Annotated in this window: 15 protein-coding genes; 13 read left to right on the top strand and 2 right to left on the bottom strand. The window is 57.9% G+C overall.

Going from position 1 to position 13,608, the window contains the following annotated elements; all coding sequences use genetic code 11:
• Both AC1RQ9_RS17310 and AC1RQ9_RS17315 read right to left on the bottom strand, forming a co-directional pair.
• Positions 1-721, bottom strand: a 721-nt coding sequence (locus tag AC1RQ9_RS17310; RefSeq protein ID WP_485987936.1) for an SDR family NAD(P)-dependent oxidoreductase, incomplete at its 3' end; no start/stop codon positions are given.
• 50 nt (positions 722-771) lie between these two features.
• Entirely contained in the window at positions 772-1,791 is a 1,020-nt protein-coding gene (locus AC1RQ9_RS17315) for an NAD(P)-dependent oxidoreductase (protein WP_159264378.1), read from the bottom strand.
• Positions 1,792-2,003: 212 nt separating this feature from the next.
• Here AC1RQ9_RS17315 and AC1RQ9_RS17320 point away from each other — a divergent pair, with 212 nt between their 5' ends.
• From AC1RQ9_RS17320 to AC1RQ9_RS17380, 13 genes are all read left to right on the top strand, one after another.
• Positions 2,004-2,942, top strand: coding sequence for a cupin domain-containing protein (locus AC1RQ9_RS17320; RefSeq protein ID WP_159264380.1), 939 nt, complete (start codon positions 2,004-2,006; stop codon positions 2,940-2,942).
• A gap of 191 nt (positions 2,943-3,133) precedes the next feature.
• On the top strand, positions 3,134-3,526 hold the full coding sequence (locus AC1RQ9_RS17325) for a hypothetical protein (RefSeq protein ID WP_240906635.1): 393 nt from the start codon (positions 3,134-3,136) through the stop codon (positions 3,524-3,526).
• 793 nt (positions 3,527-4,319) lie between these two features.
• Positions 4,320-5,753, top strand: a complete 1,434-nt coding sequence (locus AC1RQ9_RS17330) for a cytochrome ubiquinol oxidase subunit I (protein WP_159264382.1) — start codon at positions 4,320-4,322, stop codon at positions 5,751-5,753.
• A gap of 3 nt (positions 5,754-5,756) precedes the next feature.
• Entirely contained in the window at positions 5,757-6,776 is a 1,020-nt protein-coding gene (gene cydB, locus AC1RQ9_RS17335; protein ID WP_217420433.1) for a cytochrome d ubiquinol oxidase subunit II, read from the top strand.
• Positions 6,763-6,912, top strand: coding sequence for a DUF2474 domain-containing protein (locus tag AC1RQ9_RS17340; RefSeq protein WP_159264384.1), 150 nt, complete (start codon positions 6,763-6,765; stop codon positions 6,910-6,912). The genes cydB and AC1RQ9_RS17340 overlap by 14 nt, the downstream gene beginning before the upstream one ends.
• A gap of 55 nt (positions 6,913-6,967) precedes the next feature.
• Positions 6,968-7,501, top strand: a complete 534-nt coding sequence (locus tag AC1RQ9_RS17345; protein ID WP_159264387.1) for a nitrate reductase associated protein — start codon at positions 6,968-6,970, stop codon at positions 7,499-7,501.
• Positions 7,502-7,524: 23 nt separating this feature from the next.
• Positions 7,525-9,828, top strand: coding sequence for an FdhF/YdeP family oxidoreductase (locus AC1RQ9_RS17350; protein ID WP_217420434.1), 2,304 nt, complete (start codon positions 7,525-7,527; stop codon positions 9,826-9,828).
• Between the two features lie 14 nt (positions 9,829-9,842).
• The gene (gene moaA / locus AC1RQ9_RS17355; RefSeq protein ID WP_159264390.1) at positions 9,843-10,928 is read left to right on the top strand and encodes a GTP 3',8-cyclase MoaA; all 1,086 of its coding nucleotides are present in this window, start codon (positions 9,843-9,845) and stop codon (positions 10,926-10,928) included.
• A 45-nt stretch (positions 10,929-10,973) separates the two neighbouring features.
• Positions 10,974-11,603, top strand: a complete 630-nt coding sequence (locus AC1RQ9_RS17360) for an NTP transferase domain-containing protein (protein WP_240906636.1) — start codon at positions 10,974-10,976, stop codon at positions 11,601-11,603.
• Positions 11,591-11,833 (top strand): MoaD/ThiS family protein, encoded by a 243-nt coding sequence (locus AC1RQ9_RS17365; protein WP_010516126.1) that lies wholly within the window; start codon positions 11,591-11,593, stop codon positions 11,831-11,833. Before AC1RQ9_RS17360 ends, AC1RQ9_RS17365 begins: the two co-directional genes overlap by 13 nt.
• Positions 11,830-12,252, top strand: coding sequence for a molybdenum cofactor biosynthesis protein MoaE (locus AC1RQ9_RS17370; protein WP_010516127.1), 423 nt, complete (start codon positions 11,830-11,832; stop codon positions 12,250-12,252). The genes AC1RQ9_RS17365 and AC1RQ9_RS17370 overlap by 4 nt, the downstream gene beginning before the upstream one ends.
• 38 nt (positions 12,253-12,290) lie before the next feature.
• Positions 12,291-13,109, top strand: coding sequence for a formate dehydrogenase accessory sulfurtransferase FdhD (gene fdhD / locus AC1RQ9_RS17375; RefSeq protein ID WP_019086422.1), 819 nt, complete (start codon positions 12,291-12,293; stop codon positions 13,107-13,109).
• Positions 13,110-13,226: 117 nt separating this feature from the next.
• Positions 13,227-13,608: LysR family transcriptional regulator (locus tag AC1RQ9_RS17380; RefSeq protein WP_485987938.1), on the top strand; the 382-nt coding region annotated here is incomplete at its 3' end.

Consider the following 13,608-nt stretch of genomic DNA (forward strand, 5'->3'; position numbering starts at 1 on the left):
TAGACGCCGAGTAGGATGCACCGCTCATCGTGCCCATCCGGCCTTGCATGGAAGAAAGAAGAATCAGTCGTCCATATTTCCGTGCCACCATTTTTGGTGCGAACGCACGCACGGTATTGGCCGTACCGGTAAGGTTGTTCTGGATTTGATCCTCCCAGTCGTTGTCATCCATTTCAAGCAGGGGTTTCCACCCCTGGATAGCCGCATTCGCGACGACGCAGTCGATTTTTCCGTAGGTCCGTTCAATATGGTCGGCCGCCGAGCGGAGTTGCTTGATCTTACGAATGTCGGCAACGATCGCCTCGCCCCGGCGCCCATAAGCGCGAATCTGCGCTACCGTTTCCTCCAGTTCGGTTTTTGTTGCGGGGGCAGCATCGGCTGTCGGGCTCACTGGCCCCGCGATATCCAGTGCGATGACGTCTGCGCCATTGGCTGCGAACTCAACTGCGATGGCGCGACCTATACCGCGAGCTGCGCCTGTAACGACGGCAACTTTGCCGGTCAGGTTTGTGCCGCGAGCCGGTTTTATCGGCCCTGCCGTTTTTTCAGGCGGCGGGACAGGGTAGGGCCCGCTGACCGGTTCCGCGACCGGGCGTTCGGATGCTGAAGCTGTATTGAGTGTAGATGCTGCCAGTCCGACTGCCGCGACGCCGCCGCCAAGCGCGAGGATGGAGCGACGGGCCGGGCTGCTCAGCGGATCATTCTGGTTTTGAATAGGCATCAAATTATTTCCTTTCGGGCAAGTTACGGCTGGAAGTTGGCCGTCTGTAACTAGAAGAGGTCAGAAAGTCCGGGATCTGAAGGCAGCCCGGCGTCCCGGGACGCAAGGAGCCCCAGGGCTGACCAATCGAGCGTTTCCCAACCTCGTGCCATCATTGCGACCATGCGGTCTCGCACGAGGCTTGCAAAAGGCATGGGGGTTGTGGCGTGTTCGGCCTCGGTTAAGGCGAGGCGCATATCCTTGAGCGCCAGCGGTACGACCATTCCGGCGGGACGGTAGCGTTCGTGCAGGATTTTTCCGCCGTAGGCCTTATGGACTTTCGAATCAAAAAGTGAGTTCGTCAGAACGTCGAAACCGAGTTCAGCGGAAATGCCGCCCTTGCGGAGAAGTGCCAGGGTTTCTCCCATGCTTTCCAAAGTAGTTGCAATCATCACGTTTGCAGCCAATTTCATCAGGTTGGCATGACCAGGGTCATCCCCCATCAGGAAGATATGCTGACCCAGGTTTTGTATGACAGGAACTGCCGAGGCGACGTGATCGGCAGGGCCTGCGACCATGAAGAACACTTTCCGCGCCTTCGCGAGGTCAGGATTGCCAAGCACGGGAGAGGCAACGTAACCCTGACCACTACTTTGATGCAGGCCCGCCAGATGCCTTGCGATCGTGGGACTGACCGTGCTCGTCGAGACGTGAACAGCCCCTTTCTTCATGACGGTGATCAGGCCGGAATGGCCTTCGGTCACAGAAGAGAGAGCAGCGTCGTTAGGCAACGAAGAGAAGATAATGTCGCACTGAGACAGTCCGGCAAGGGAGTCAACCGGTTGTGCACCTGCGCATGCGTCCCGTTTGGTTGCATTGCGATCGAAAACAACCGTCTGGTAGCCGCAACTCACCAGATTCTGGGCAAACGCGGAACCCATATGGCCTAATCCCACAAGGCCGACGCGCGGGCGTGGAGAGCCGGTCCGGGGCACGTCCGTCTGGCTCGGCGAAACAGTTGACTGCGCAGACTGATTCACTTGATTCTCCTGTCGTTCATAGACGAACCTCACTGACATGTAGGCTCGCATCGACCTCTGGATTCCGGATTGGAGGGGTCGGTAGGCGAGATCGCATAGCGTGGAAGTTCACTGACTCTCCGGTAGGACGGATGGCGCGTCGCCACCATGTCAATTTTGGCAAAAGTCATTTGCCGCGCCTTAGGTAGCGGGAGCAATGCCAGGCCGGTTATCCAGAGCATCGCGTGCCCTTATCTGGCTCCGCGACAGAATGGAGAGCAAAAATGGATAGTCTGGTGATTGATCCCGGGACCGACGCGCGTGATACCGTCGCCCAGGGACAGTTCTATGAATATAGCAAGGCCGCCAATCCGATCCGGCCGACCTTGACGCCGCGTGTTCCCTACCACTTCTTTTCTCCATCGCTGTATGCGGGCGGAGAAAGTCGGATCGTTCCCCTTGATCTGAGCACAGCTTTGAAGTGTCCGGGCCCGGCAACAGGCCCCGGCCTGCTGGCAAGTTTTGTCCGCATCAACGCAGGCGATACGATCGAAATGGAGCCGAATGCGACATCGATCGTGTTCTATGTCATCCGTGGCCAGGGACGCGCCGTCAACGGCGATGTTGCGTTCGAGTGGAGCCATGGCGACTTCTTCGCTGTTCCCGCCATTGACGGCGCCACGCTTACGGCCTCGTCTGACGCTGCGCTTTATGCAGTACACGATGCGCCGCTGCTGACCTATCTTGGTGCGCGCGTTGAGACGGCCCGGTTCCGCCCTGTTCTATTTCGATCCGCGGATGCGAACCGAGAACTTGACCGGGTGAGGCGCTCACCAGCGGCTGCGGAGCGGAGCCGTATCAGTGTGCTGCTGGCTGCTGAAGAGTTTCCATTGACGCGGACTGTTACGCATACCCTTTGGGCTATGTATGGGACGATTGGTGCGGGTACCGAACAGAAGCCGCACCGCCATCAGTCGATTGCTTTGGATTATATCGTCGAGTGTGAGCCGGGCTGCTATTCCCTGGTTGGCACCGAGCTCGACGAAAACGGCCAGATCAAGGACCCCACGCGGGTAGACTGGGAATCAGGATGCGTTTTTGTGACCCCGCCGGGCTACTGGCACGCGCACTTCAATGAATCCGGTGCTGAGGCCCGATTGATTCCAATACAGGACGCCGGCCTGCAGACGTATCTCCGCACGCTGGATATCCGGTTCGCCTGAGGCCTGGAATGCGCAAGGAAGTCACACATTTTATTGCGCATCTTTCTGACTTCTTCAGCGGGAGGGTCTCAGGTCAACGCTGTTGCGCTCTCCCGTCCGTCATCTCCGCTGCAGTGTCCTCTCTATGAGCACCTGGTGTAATCGGAGTTGGCAACACGATTGGCATCGCTGAGACAGGGAGAATATTGAGATTGCGGCGCCAGATCTTAAGACATCTGCTTGACTGGTCGGGTCGTATGAAAATGAAAACGGATATGAAAGCCTTCGGGATATTGAGTCTGGTTGTGTTGCTGGCCGGCTGCACATGGCCTGCGGATGTCGATCAGGCCTATGATCGATGCTTGGTACAAAATCATTTCAAGCGTCTTTCATCCGACGAATTTCATGCGCAGTCGTGGTCCAAGTCTATCGAACCCAATACATTGCAGATGATGATGCTGAACGGGACTCCGGCTTACGTGTTTTATGATACTCACGTCTATCACTGTGCTTTTGTTGGTGACAATTCGAGCTATCTTCAGGTGCAGGATTTTGCCCGTGCAGAAATGGCAAATATCCAGCCAGATTCCACGTATGTTCAGTAGTGATATTACTATCCGGGAAATGTCCTGCCACGCTCTGCCCGGTTCGCGTTAATCCAATATGATACCGTCTCGCATGGCGATATCGCTATGCTCGGGCATACTCGAGGTAATAATAGAGATACTGACACGAACGTATTGCTGGCGTTGGTTCATTTCCAAATAAAGAATCCTAGTCGTTTGTTGCGTCGTGCACGGAGCCTACGCTGTGCGGTTGACTGGCAGGTTCCAGGCGGGATCATGCAGATGACTGATATTTGTCTTCCGACGTGCCCTGAGAGTTTAAAGCACACAAAACCAGCCACCATCTCTTAAGGGAACTCCAGGATTAGTCTCACATCGCAATACGTTACGGCCATCACGCCAGCATTTTTTCCGGCCATGCGTCTCGCATTTCCATTCAATTCCGTATGATCAGGAATGCAGACATAACAGGTCCACAGGAAAACTCTGCTTCATTTGCATCATATTAAGAATGGATAACCGGAGCAACCGATGACGCCATTATGTGCCTAAAACCGGGAGATCCGCGCCAATATCTTATGATCGGTTATTCATATTTTCGATTGTCTATATTTCGCCATAACTACACATATCCTATAAATGATACGCTTATAAAAGCTGTTTATGATCTTATGTATAATCCCTCTTGGACGCCATGCGTCTGATTGATCTACTATGTTTTCTGGGACACCGGGGCATGCAGCGGTCTTTCAGGCCAGTTCATTGCACCGAACCGATATGCCGAGAACTTATTTGTATTTCTTTCTCTCGTCATAAGTTTTGGAAAGTATCGATGCAGTACGCACATGATCCAGCACTCCTTCTGGCGCGCTTTCAGTTCGCCTTTACCGTAGGCGTCCATATCATTTTTCCGGCCTTTTCGATCGGGCTGGCGGCTTATCTGGCGGTTCTGGAGGGGCTCTGGCTCAGGACCGGACGATCCGTATTCCTTGACCTGTACCGGTACTGGATCAAGGTATTCTCCATTGTCTTTGGCATGGGCGTCGTCTCGGGTCTGGTCATGTCGTATGAGTTCGGCACCAACTGGTCGATCTTTTCCAAAAAAGCCGGGCCGATTACCGGCGTCCTGCTGTCCTATGAAGTCATGACCGCCTTTTTCCTCGAGGCAGGCTTCCTGGGCGTCATGCTGTTCGGCATGAACAAGGTGGGGCGCAAACTGCATTTTGCGGCCACGTGCTGCGTATCGGTCGGCACCCTGATTTCCATGACATGGATCCTGTCCTCCAATTCATGGATGCAGACACCACGCGGTTACACCATCGACCCCGCCACCGGGCGCTTCATGCCCGCTGACTGGCTGGCCATTATCTTCAACCCGTCCTTTCCGTTCCGTCTGGTGCATATGGGGCTGGCGGCTTTCCTGTCCGTTGCCTTCATCGTGGGGGCCACGGGGGCGTGGCACATGCTCAGGGCACGCAAGGCCGGAAAGATCTCCAGCGAGCCGGTGCGGGTCATGTTCTCCATGGCCATGTGGATGGCAGCGATCGTGGCCCCCTTGCAGATCCTTGCTGGCGACGCGCATGGCCTGAACACGCTCAAATACCAGCCCGCCAAGATTGCGGCGATGGAAGGGGACTGGGTCTCGGAAGATCATGCGCCCGAACTGCTGTTCGGCATTCCCAATATGAAGACCGAGCATACGGATTATGCCGTCAAACTGCCGCTGGCCGGATCGCTGATCCTGACGCACAGCCTGAACGGCAAGGTGCCGGGCATGAAGGATTTTCCCCGCGACCAGCGACCGCCTTCACCGGTCATCTTCTTCTCCTTCCGCATCATGGTGGCGCTTGGCATGCTGATGATGCTGGTGGGGCTATGGTCGCTCTGGCTGCGGCGGAACAGCACCCTGTTTACCAACCCGCTTTTCCACCGTGTCGCACTCTGCATGGCGCCGACGGGTTTCCTCGCGCTGCTATGCGGCTGGATCACGACGGAAGTCGGCCGCCAGCCATGGACGGTCTATGGCCTGCTGCGCACGTCTGACAGCGTATCGCCCGTCGCCCTGTCCTCCATGGCGTTTTCGATGACGGCGTTCGTGGTGGTTTACGTGCTCGTATTCGGTTCCGGGATGGGCATTCTCGTCCGCATGCTGGGCCGCGCGCCGCAGGAAGGCGAGCATGATGCCAGCCCTGCCCACGCTCCCGAGATTCTGGCAGCCCGCATGCATCCGGGCGTGATTGACCCCTCTACTGGCAAAGGAGCCTGAGGCATGATGGACTTCGCATACTGGCTTCCCATCGTGTGGGCCGTCATACTGGTGGCCGCCATTTCGATCTATGTCGTCCTTGACGGCTTTGACCTCGGCATCGGGATGCTGTTCGCACTTGAACGCCATCCGGGCCGCCGGGATGTGATGGTCAACACCATCGCACCCGTATGGGACGGGAACGAGACATGGATGGTGCTGGGGGGCGCCGTGCTTTACGGGGTTTTCCCCGGCGCATACGCCACTTTGCTGCCCGCCTTCTACCTGCCGATCGTGCTGATGCTGCTCGCCCTGATCTTCCGCGGCGTGGCGTTCGAATTCCGTGTCATGACACGCGGGACTGGTCGGGAAGGGATGTGGAATGCCGGCTTCATGGCCGGCTCCGCCATCGCCGCCTTCTGTCAGGGCGCGATCCTGGGTGGTGTGGTGCAGGGGATCGAGGTTGTCGATGGTGCCTTCGCTGGCGGCCCGCTCGACTGGCTCACCCCGTTCAGCGTTCTGTGTGGCCTGTCGGTCATGTGTGGTTATGCCCTACTGGGGGCGACATGGCTGATCTGGCGCACCACCGGCGTGCTGGAGGAATCCTGCCGCCGCTGGGCCGCCCGGCTGGCCGTGGGCCTGTTCATCGGCATTGTGGCGGTCAGCTTCTGGACGCCGCTGCTGCATGCCCCCTATCTGCGCCGCTGGACCGACTGGCCCAACATCGCGTTTGTCGCCCCCGTGCCGCTGCTGGTCGTCGTGCTGGCCGTTCTGTTCGTCATGGGGCTGCGCAGGGGGCACTCGAAGGGGCCGTTCCTGTGCGCGCTGGGCTGGTTCTTCCTGTGCCTGTCCGGCCTGGGCATTACGGTATGGCCCTATGCAGTACCGCCGGGCCTGACGCTGTGGGATGTGTCATCCCCGCCATCGAGCCAGTTCTTCCAGTTGATCGGCACCGCCATCCTGCTGCCGATCATCCTGACCTACACGATCTATTCCTACCACGTCTTTCGCGGAAAGGTGACGGAAACCGATGGCTATCACTGAGATTGTCCGGGGCAACGGAGATGATGCGCCCCCGCGCACCGGTGCACGGATTGCGTGGTTTGTTGCGATCTGGTCGCTGAGCACCACGGTATTTTTCGGGGCGGCGTCGCTGCTGCACCTGATCGTTCCCCGGTAAACCGGGCGGCATGACTGCCCGATATTCCCCTCCCTCCAATAAGGGATATGGTTCAATGCTTTTCGACTTTGAACGTGACTTTGCAGGGTCCCTGCGGTGCATTCCAATGATCGCGCGGCAGAAGCTTGATATCGTCGGCATCAAACTGAGCCTGCGTCAGTGGAGCCGGTTTACGCGCGACGAAAGGGGCCAGCTTGCCGACCTGCCGTGCGAAACCCTGCCCGAACAGGCAACCTACCGCGAACTGGTCGCGCACCTGATCGCAACCCGCAGTGACGAACCGTTGCGCCCGCTTGCCAGCCGTGGGCTGGAAGCCTGGCGTGATGCGGACCGGATGCCCGATACCGTAAAGACCCAGGCACAGGCTGATGGGGTCGCGCCGCCTACGGCTGCGCAATGGGCAACCCTGCAACCACTCCAGCGATTTGCTTTGGTGAAGCTTGCCCGCTCGAAGCATGAAAACGAAAATTTCGTGCCCGCAATGCTGGAGTTCGGCCTGCTGCAACCGCATGCCGGGCTGCTGCATGACGCAGGTGCTTCCCCCAATCCGACAGCCGTATCGCGTGGCCACACACGCATGCCCAACTGAATAATGCCGAGAGGGTCGAGATCATGAGCAACGAAAAAACGCCTGAATACAGACCCTATCATCATCCGGCAGGCGGGTGGGGTGCGGCCGGGGCCACCGCGAAAGTGCTGATGGAACAGAGCGTGCTGGTCAAGGGATCGCGCGGGCTCTTGTCCATGAACCAGCCCGGCGGTTTCAAATGCCCCAGTTGCGCATTTCCCGACCCGGACCATCGCAAGACGTTGGAGTTCTGTGAAAACGGGGCCAAGGCGCTGGCGCATGAAGCCACAAAGGGGCGTGTGACGCGGGAGTTCTTTGAAAAATACACCGTCACCGAACTGATGCAGAAAAGCGATTACTGGCTGGAAATGCAGGGTCGCCTGACCGAGCCGATGCGTTACGACGCGGAAAGCGACCGCTACGTGCCGGTGGCATGGGATGACGCATTCGCCCTGATCGGCCAGCACCTGCGTGCCCTCGACAGCCCGCATCAGGCGGAGTTCTACACATCCGGCCGCACGGCGAACGAGACCGCGTTCCTTTATTCAATCTTCGTGCGTGAATTCGGCACCAACAACTTCCCCGACTGCTCGAACATGTGCCATGAGCCGACCAGCCGTGGCCTGCCGCCCGCCATCGGCATTGGCAAGGGCACGATCGTCATGGGCGATTTCGAGCATGCCGAGGCGATATTCGTAGTGGGGCAGAATACGGGCACCAATTCGCCGCGCATGATGACCAACCTGGTTGAGGCCCGCAAACGCGGCGTGCCGATTGTCCTGATCAACCCGATGCCCGAACGCGCGCTGATCCGCTTTACGGAGCCGCAGGATGTGCTGCAGATGGGCACGTTCGGCTCGACTCCCATTTCCAGCGAATTCGTGCATGTGCGCATCGGTGGCGATCTGGCCATCTTCAAGGGCATGATGAAGGCGCTTTTTGAAGCCGAGGAACGCGGCGAGAAGGTGCTGGACCTCGACTTCATCCATGAACATACCGCAGGCATGGAAGCCCTGCGTGATGATGTCATGGGCTGTAGCTGGGACAAGATTACCCGCATCTCGGGCATAACCGAGGAACAGATCCGCAAGATCGCGGATATCTACATGAAATCCAATGCCACGATCATCTGCTACGGCATGGGTCTGACGCAGCATCAGGAAGGATCGCGCTTGATCCAGCAGGTAGCCAACCTACTGCTGCTGCGCGGCAATTTCGGCAAGCCCGGTGCCGGTATCGCGCCGATCCGTGGCCATTCCAACGTGCAGGGTGACCGCACGGTGGGCATCGATGAAAAACCCACCGACGCCTATCTGGACCGGGTGCGGGATGTATTCGGGTTTGAACCACCGCGCGAACACGGCCACCACGTGCTGGAAGCGGTCGAGGCCATGGAAGCGGGCACCGCCAAGGTGTTCTTCGGCATGGGGGGTAATTTCATCCGCGCCGTGCCGGATACGGACCGTTCCTATGCCGCCATGCGCAACCTCAACCTGACGGTTGGCGTGGCCACAAAACTGAACCGGGGGCATCTGGTGCATGGCAAGGATGCGCTGCTCCTGCCGGTTGTTGCCCGCTCGGAAATCATCCGCACGGAAGCTGGTGAGCAGTTCGTGACCATTGAGGATGCGATGGCGAATGTCACGGCATCGCGCGGAGTGTTCGAACCCGTGACGGAGCAGGTGCTGCCGGAGACGGAGATCGTCTGCCGCATGGCCATGGCAACACTGCCCAACTCCCGCACGCCATGGGCGGATTACATGGTTGACTACTCATTGATCCGGGACAGGATTGCCGACGTCTATCCTGAAATCTATGCGGATTTTTCTGAAAGGATCAGGAACCCGCATGGCTTTCACCTCGACATTCCACCCCGTCGGCGTGTGTGGAAAACGCCCAATGGCAAGGCGAATTTCCTCGTTCTGCCGGGACTGGAAGTCGATGTGCCGGTCAAGGACCCGGCCATGTTGCGTCTGGCCACCATCCGTTCGCATGACCAGTATAATACGACCATCTACAGCAACAGTGACCGTTACCGTGGGGTGTACAACACCCGCCTTGTCGTGTTCATGAACAGGGACGACATGGCCGAACGCGGTCTGGCGAACGGGGATGTAATTGGCCTTGAAACCTACAGCGATGACGGGGTCAGGCGCTATGTCGATGGGCTGAACGTGCTTGACTACCCCATGCCGCGCGGCGCCATTGCCGGATACTACCCGGAACTGAACCCGCTGCTGCCGCTGGACTATTTTGACGAGATCAGTGGAACGCCCGCAGCCAAATCCATCCCGGTCAGGGTGGTGGAAAGTGTTGCATCCGCGCCGCCCATCCGGATCGCAGGCTGACAGGGCAGGCGGCCATGGAGGACGATCATAACAGTCGCGCGGCCCGTGCCGTGCCGCCTGTAGACCAGCTTGGGCGCCCATTACGCGACCTGCGCATTTCGGTCATGGACCGGTGCAACTTCCGGTGTCCCTACTGCATGCCCGAAGCCACCTATCACGAGGGCTTCCGGTTTCTTGGCCTGAAGGAACGGCTGGATTTTGACGAGATTGAACGGGTCGCGCGCATGGCGGCCGAACTGGGGGTGACGAAAATACGGCTGACCGGCGGGGAACCCCTCCTGCGGCCCGGCCTGCCCGATCTGGTCCGCCGCCTGAGCGCTCTGCCAGGCATTGAGGATGTGGCGCTTACAACCAATGGCGTGCTGTTGCCCCGTTTTGCGCCAGCACTCCGTCAGGCAGGACTGCGGCGCGTAACGGTCAGCCTCGACAGTCTTGATCCGGCCGTGTTCGCCCATATGAGCGGGGGCAGGGGGGATCTGCCTGCCGTGCTCAAGGGCATCGATGCCGCATGTGCTACAGGCTTTGCAGGCGGCGTCAAGATCAACACCGTGGTCCAGCGGGGCGTGAATGATGCGGGCGTGCCGGATATTCTGGCACGCTTTCGCAATACGGGTGTAACGGTCCGGCTTATCGAATACATGGACGTGGGCAATCGTAACGGGTGGGAGCGTGCCGATGTCGTGCCCTCAGGCGAACTGCGCGCCCGCATTGCAGCACGCTGGCCCCTTGAAGCGCTGCCACCCAGGTATCGCGGCGAGGTGGCGCGTCGTTATCGCTATGTGGACGGGGCAGGGGAGATCGGGTTTGTCTCGTCCGTCAGTGAACCGTTCTGTGGCATGTGCGCGCGTGCCCGCCTGTCTTCTGATGGAAAGCTCTATACCTGTCTTTTCGCAACGACAGGCATGGATCTGCGCGCACTCCTGCGCGGAAATACCTGTGATGTCGCGGTAGATGAACGGCTGCGTACAATCCTGTCACGGGTCTGGCGCCATCGAACGGATCGTTACAGTGAGCAACGGATGCATTCCCGATCATCACGGCCCGGCACAGGAAAGGCATCTGATCGGGGAAAAATCGAAATGCATTATATCGGTGGATGACGTGGGCTTCATGTGCAAATCCCAATGTTTCCAGGGTCGCAAGCCATGACGGCGGAGCTGTATGGGCTAGTCCTTGCAGGTGGCGAAAGTCGTCGCATGGGGCAGGACAAGGCGGCACAGTCTTATGATGGCCGCCCGCAGCTTGCCCGTGCTTTTGACCAGCTTGAGCGGCACGTAGCGCGCTGTTTTGTCTCGATACGTCCTGATCAGGACCATGATCCTCTTCGGGCGTCCTATCCCTGTATTATGGACAGACAGGAGATCAAGGACATGCTCGGCGGCGGGCCAATGGTCGGCGTGCTGTCGGCTCATATGGCTTATCCGGATGTGGCGTGGCTTGTTGTCGCCTGCGACCTGCCGATGCTGGATGATATGACGCTTGCCGTCCTTGTTAATGAACGCAACGCGGATCTGGCCGCCACGGCCTATCTGAGTGAAAGTGATGGATTGCCTGAGCCGCTCTGTACGATATGGGAGCCCGCTACGCTGGCCGCCCTGGACAAACAGGCGGTGAACCAGAAAATTCGGCCACGCCAGATGCTCACCCATTCAACGGTTCGTCTCCTCGAAGTAAAAAAAACAGGTGCGCTGGAAAACATCAATGCACCTGATGAACGTGACCGGGTGTTGAAACGCCTTGGATGTTCTGATCAGGAAGTAAAATGCCCAACATAGAGTTACAGTATTTCGCCCAGCTTCAGGATGAAGTCGGACGGGCACACGAAAGACGGCACACATCGGCCCCGACGGCCGCCGCACTGTATGATGAACTCCGTGCTGCATACGGCTTTGCGCTGGCGCCCGCCTGCATGCGTGTTGCGATCAACGCTGCCTTCGCCCCGTGGGAGCAGCCTCTGGGCGAAGGTGATCATGTTGTCTTCATACCACCGGTGACAGGCGGATGAGCGACTTCATCATGGCGGATGCGCCGGTTGACATCAGCGCCCTGCGCAGGGCGCTGATGGTTCCTGAAGCAGGCGGATTCTGTTCTTTTGAGGGATGGGTCAGGGAGACAAACGAAGGTCAGACCGTGTCCGGCATCGATTACAATGCGTTCGTTCCACTGGCGCTGACGGAAGGGCAGGCCATCGTGCAGGAGGTGAAACAGCGTTTTGCCATCTGCCGTGCAACCGCCATGCATCGGACTGGGTACCTGCCGGTCGGTGAAACGGCAGTATGGATTGGTGTCTCCGCTGCCCATCGCGATGCGGCTTTTAGTGCCTGCCGTTACATCATTGATGAAATCAAGCAGCGCGTTCCGATCTGGAAAAAGGAGCATTATGCGAGCGGTGAGGTCGGATGGGTGCCGTGCCACACCCTCTGACTACTGAACCGTGCCCACCTGAGTTCGAGGCTGCCATAATGTCCACTCTTTTTTACTCGCTAGATGTCAGTGCCCTGTCCTGTCCGGATGAGAACTTCAGCCTGAACGTGGCAGAAGAAGTACCGGTCAGCCTCCTGTTCAACGGGATCTTTCCGTATGGCACGATGATGATGACGCCTGCAGATCTGGAGGACTTCGCCCATGGATACTGTATAACCGAACAGATCGTCGGTTCAGTCGCAGATATTCGTTCGGTGAACATTGTAGCAGCGGAAGACGGTCTGACCCTTGATATTTTTATAAGGGGCAGGGCGCTGACGCGGCTCATGCGCCGTAATGTCCGCATGCAGACAGGGCATTCGAGTTGTGGCATATGCGGCAGTGAGACTGTACCGGAATATGACGCTGTAGCAGCAGCCCCGTTGGGGGAGGGGCCATCCCTATCGGTAACAGCAATACGCAATGCATTGCATGAACTGCGGAAGTGGCAGACGCTGAACGCGGCGACACGGATGGTCCACGCCGCTGCATGGGCGAATAATAACGGCAATATTCACATGATCCGGGAGGACGTGGGCCGACATAATGCGCTTGATAAACTGATTGGTGTGCGTGCGAGCCACCCCGACGTTTTCCACGAGGGTTTCTGTCTGCTGACAAGCCGGTATTCGTTTGAGATGGCGCTCAAGACAGTGCGGGCCGGTATTGCCGTCGTGGTCGCGATTTCCGCCCCGACGTATCGCGCCTTCCGTACCGCTGAAAAGATGAACCAGACCCTAATTGCCATTGCGCGACAGGACGAGCAGACGCTGTTCTGCGGCGGCAGGCGTCTTACGGGATTGTATCCCACATCCTGAACAAATAAAAAGCTTCCATTATCCTGTTCGTTCCGGAACATGAAGAAAATTATCACATCCATAGGGAAATGATCGCGCGCGCCGGTCGCCAGCGAGTATGTATTCGCGGGGTATGACATGTTTCTCAAGCAGCTGTACTATCTTCGGGAGATAGAAAAATTCAAGAGCTTCTCGCAGGCGGCGGCTGCATGCAACGTATCGCAGCCATCCCTTTCACGTGCCATACGTGTCATGAAGGAAGAGCTTGGCGTTGTTATTGTCGACCGGAAGAGGAAAGTGTTTGGCCTGACGCCGAAAGGTGTCCAGATCCTCAGATGGGGACATGAAATTCTGCGAGGAGTTTTAGAAATCCAGAATGTCGTCTCCCTATCTCATCAGAAGCTGGCTGGTACAATTAAAATCGGCGTAGTTCCAATTGCAGTTCATGTCATTCCTCTTCTGATGGATCTTGTGAAGGATCATATCGGGGATTTCATCTGTGATGTTCTGATTCTGTCTA

Source organism: Komagataeibacter ossonobensis (assembly GCF_057359305.1).

Excerpts from the sequence above, each read along its gene's own strand:
- AC1RQ9_RS17315 (WP_159264378.1), bottom strand. The coding sequence starts at position 1,791 with ATGCGAGCCTACATGTCAGTGAGGTTCGTCTATGAACGACAGGAGAAT.
- AC1RQ9_RS17320 (WP_159264380.1), top strand. The coding sequence starts at position 2,004 with ATGGATAGTCTGGTGATTGATCCCGGGACCGACGCGCGTGATACCGTC.
- AC1RQ9_RS17330 (WP_159264382.1), top strand. The coding sequence starts at position 4,320 with ATGCAGTACGCACATGATCCAGCACTCCTTCTGGCGCGCTTTCAGTTC.
- cydB (WP_217420433.1), top strand. The coding sequence starts at position 5,757 with ATGATGGACTTCGCATACTGGCTTCCCATCGTGTGGGCCGTCATACTG.
- AC1RQ9_RS17340 (WP_159264384.1), top strand. The coding sequence starts at position 6,763 with ATGGCTATCACTGAGATTGTCCGGGGCAACGGAGATGATGCGCCCCCG.
- AC1RQ9_RS17345 (WP_159264387.1), top strand. The coding sequence starts at position 6,968 with ATGCTTTTCGACTTTGAACGTGACTTTGCAGGGTCCCTGCGGTGCATT.
- AC1RQ9_RS17350 (WP_217420434.1), top strand. The coding sequence starts at position 7,525 with ATGAGCAACGAAAAAACGCCTGAATACAGACCCTATCATCATCCGGCA.
- moaA (WP_159264390.1), top strand. The coding sequence starts at position 9,843 with ATGGAGGACGATCATAACAGTCGCGCGGCCCGTGCCGTGCCGCCTGTA.
- AC1RQ9_RS17360 (WP_240906636.1), top strand. The coding sequence starts at position 10,974 with ATGACGGCGGAGCTGTATGGGCTAGTCCTTGCAGGTGGCGAAAGTCGT.
- AC1RQ9_RS17365 (WP_010516126.1), top strand. The coding sequence starts at position 11,591 with ATGCCCAACATAGAGTTACAGTATTTCGCCCAGCTTCAGGATGAAGTC.
- AC1RQ9_RS17370 (WP_010516127.1), top strand. The coding sequence starts at position 11,830 with ATGAGCGACTTCATCATGGCGGATGCGCCGGTTGACATCAGCGCCCTG.
- fdhD (WP_019086422.1), top strand. The coding sequence starts at position 12,291 with ATGTCCACTCTTTTTTACTCGCTAGATGTCAGTGCCCTGTCCTGTCCG.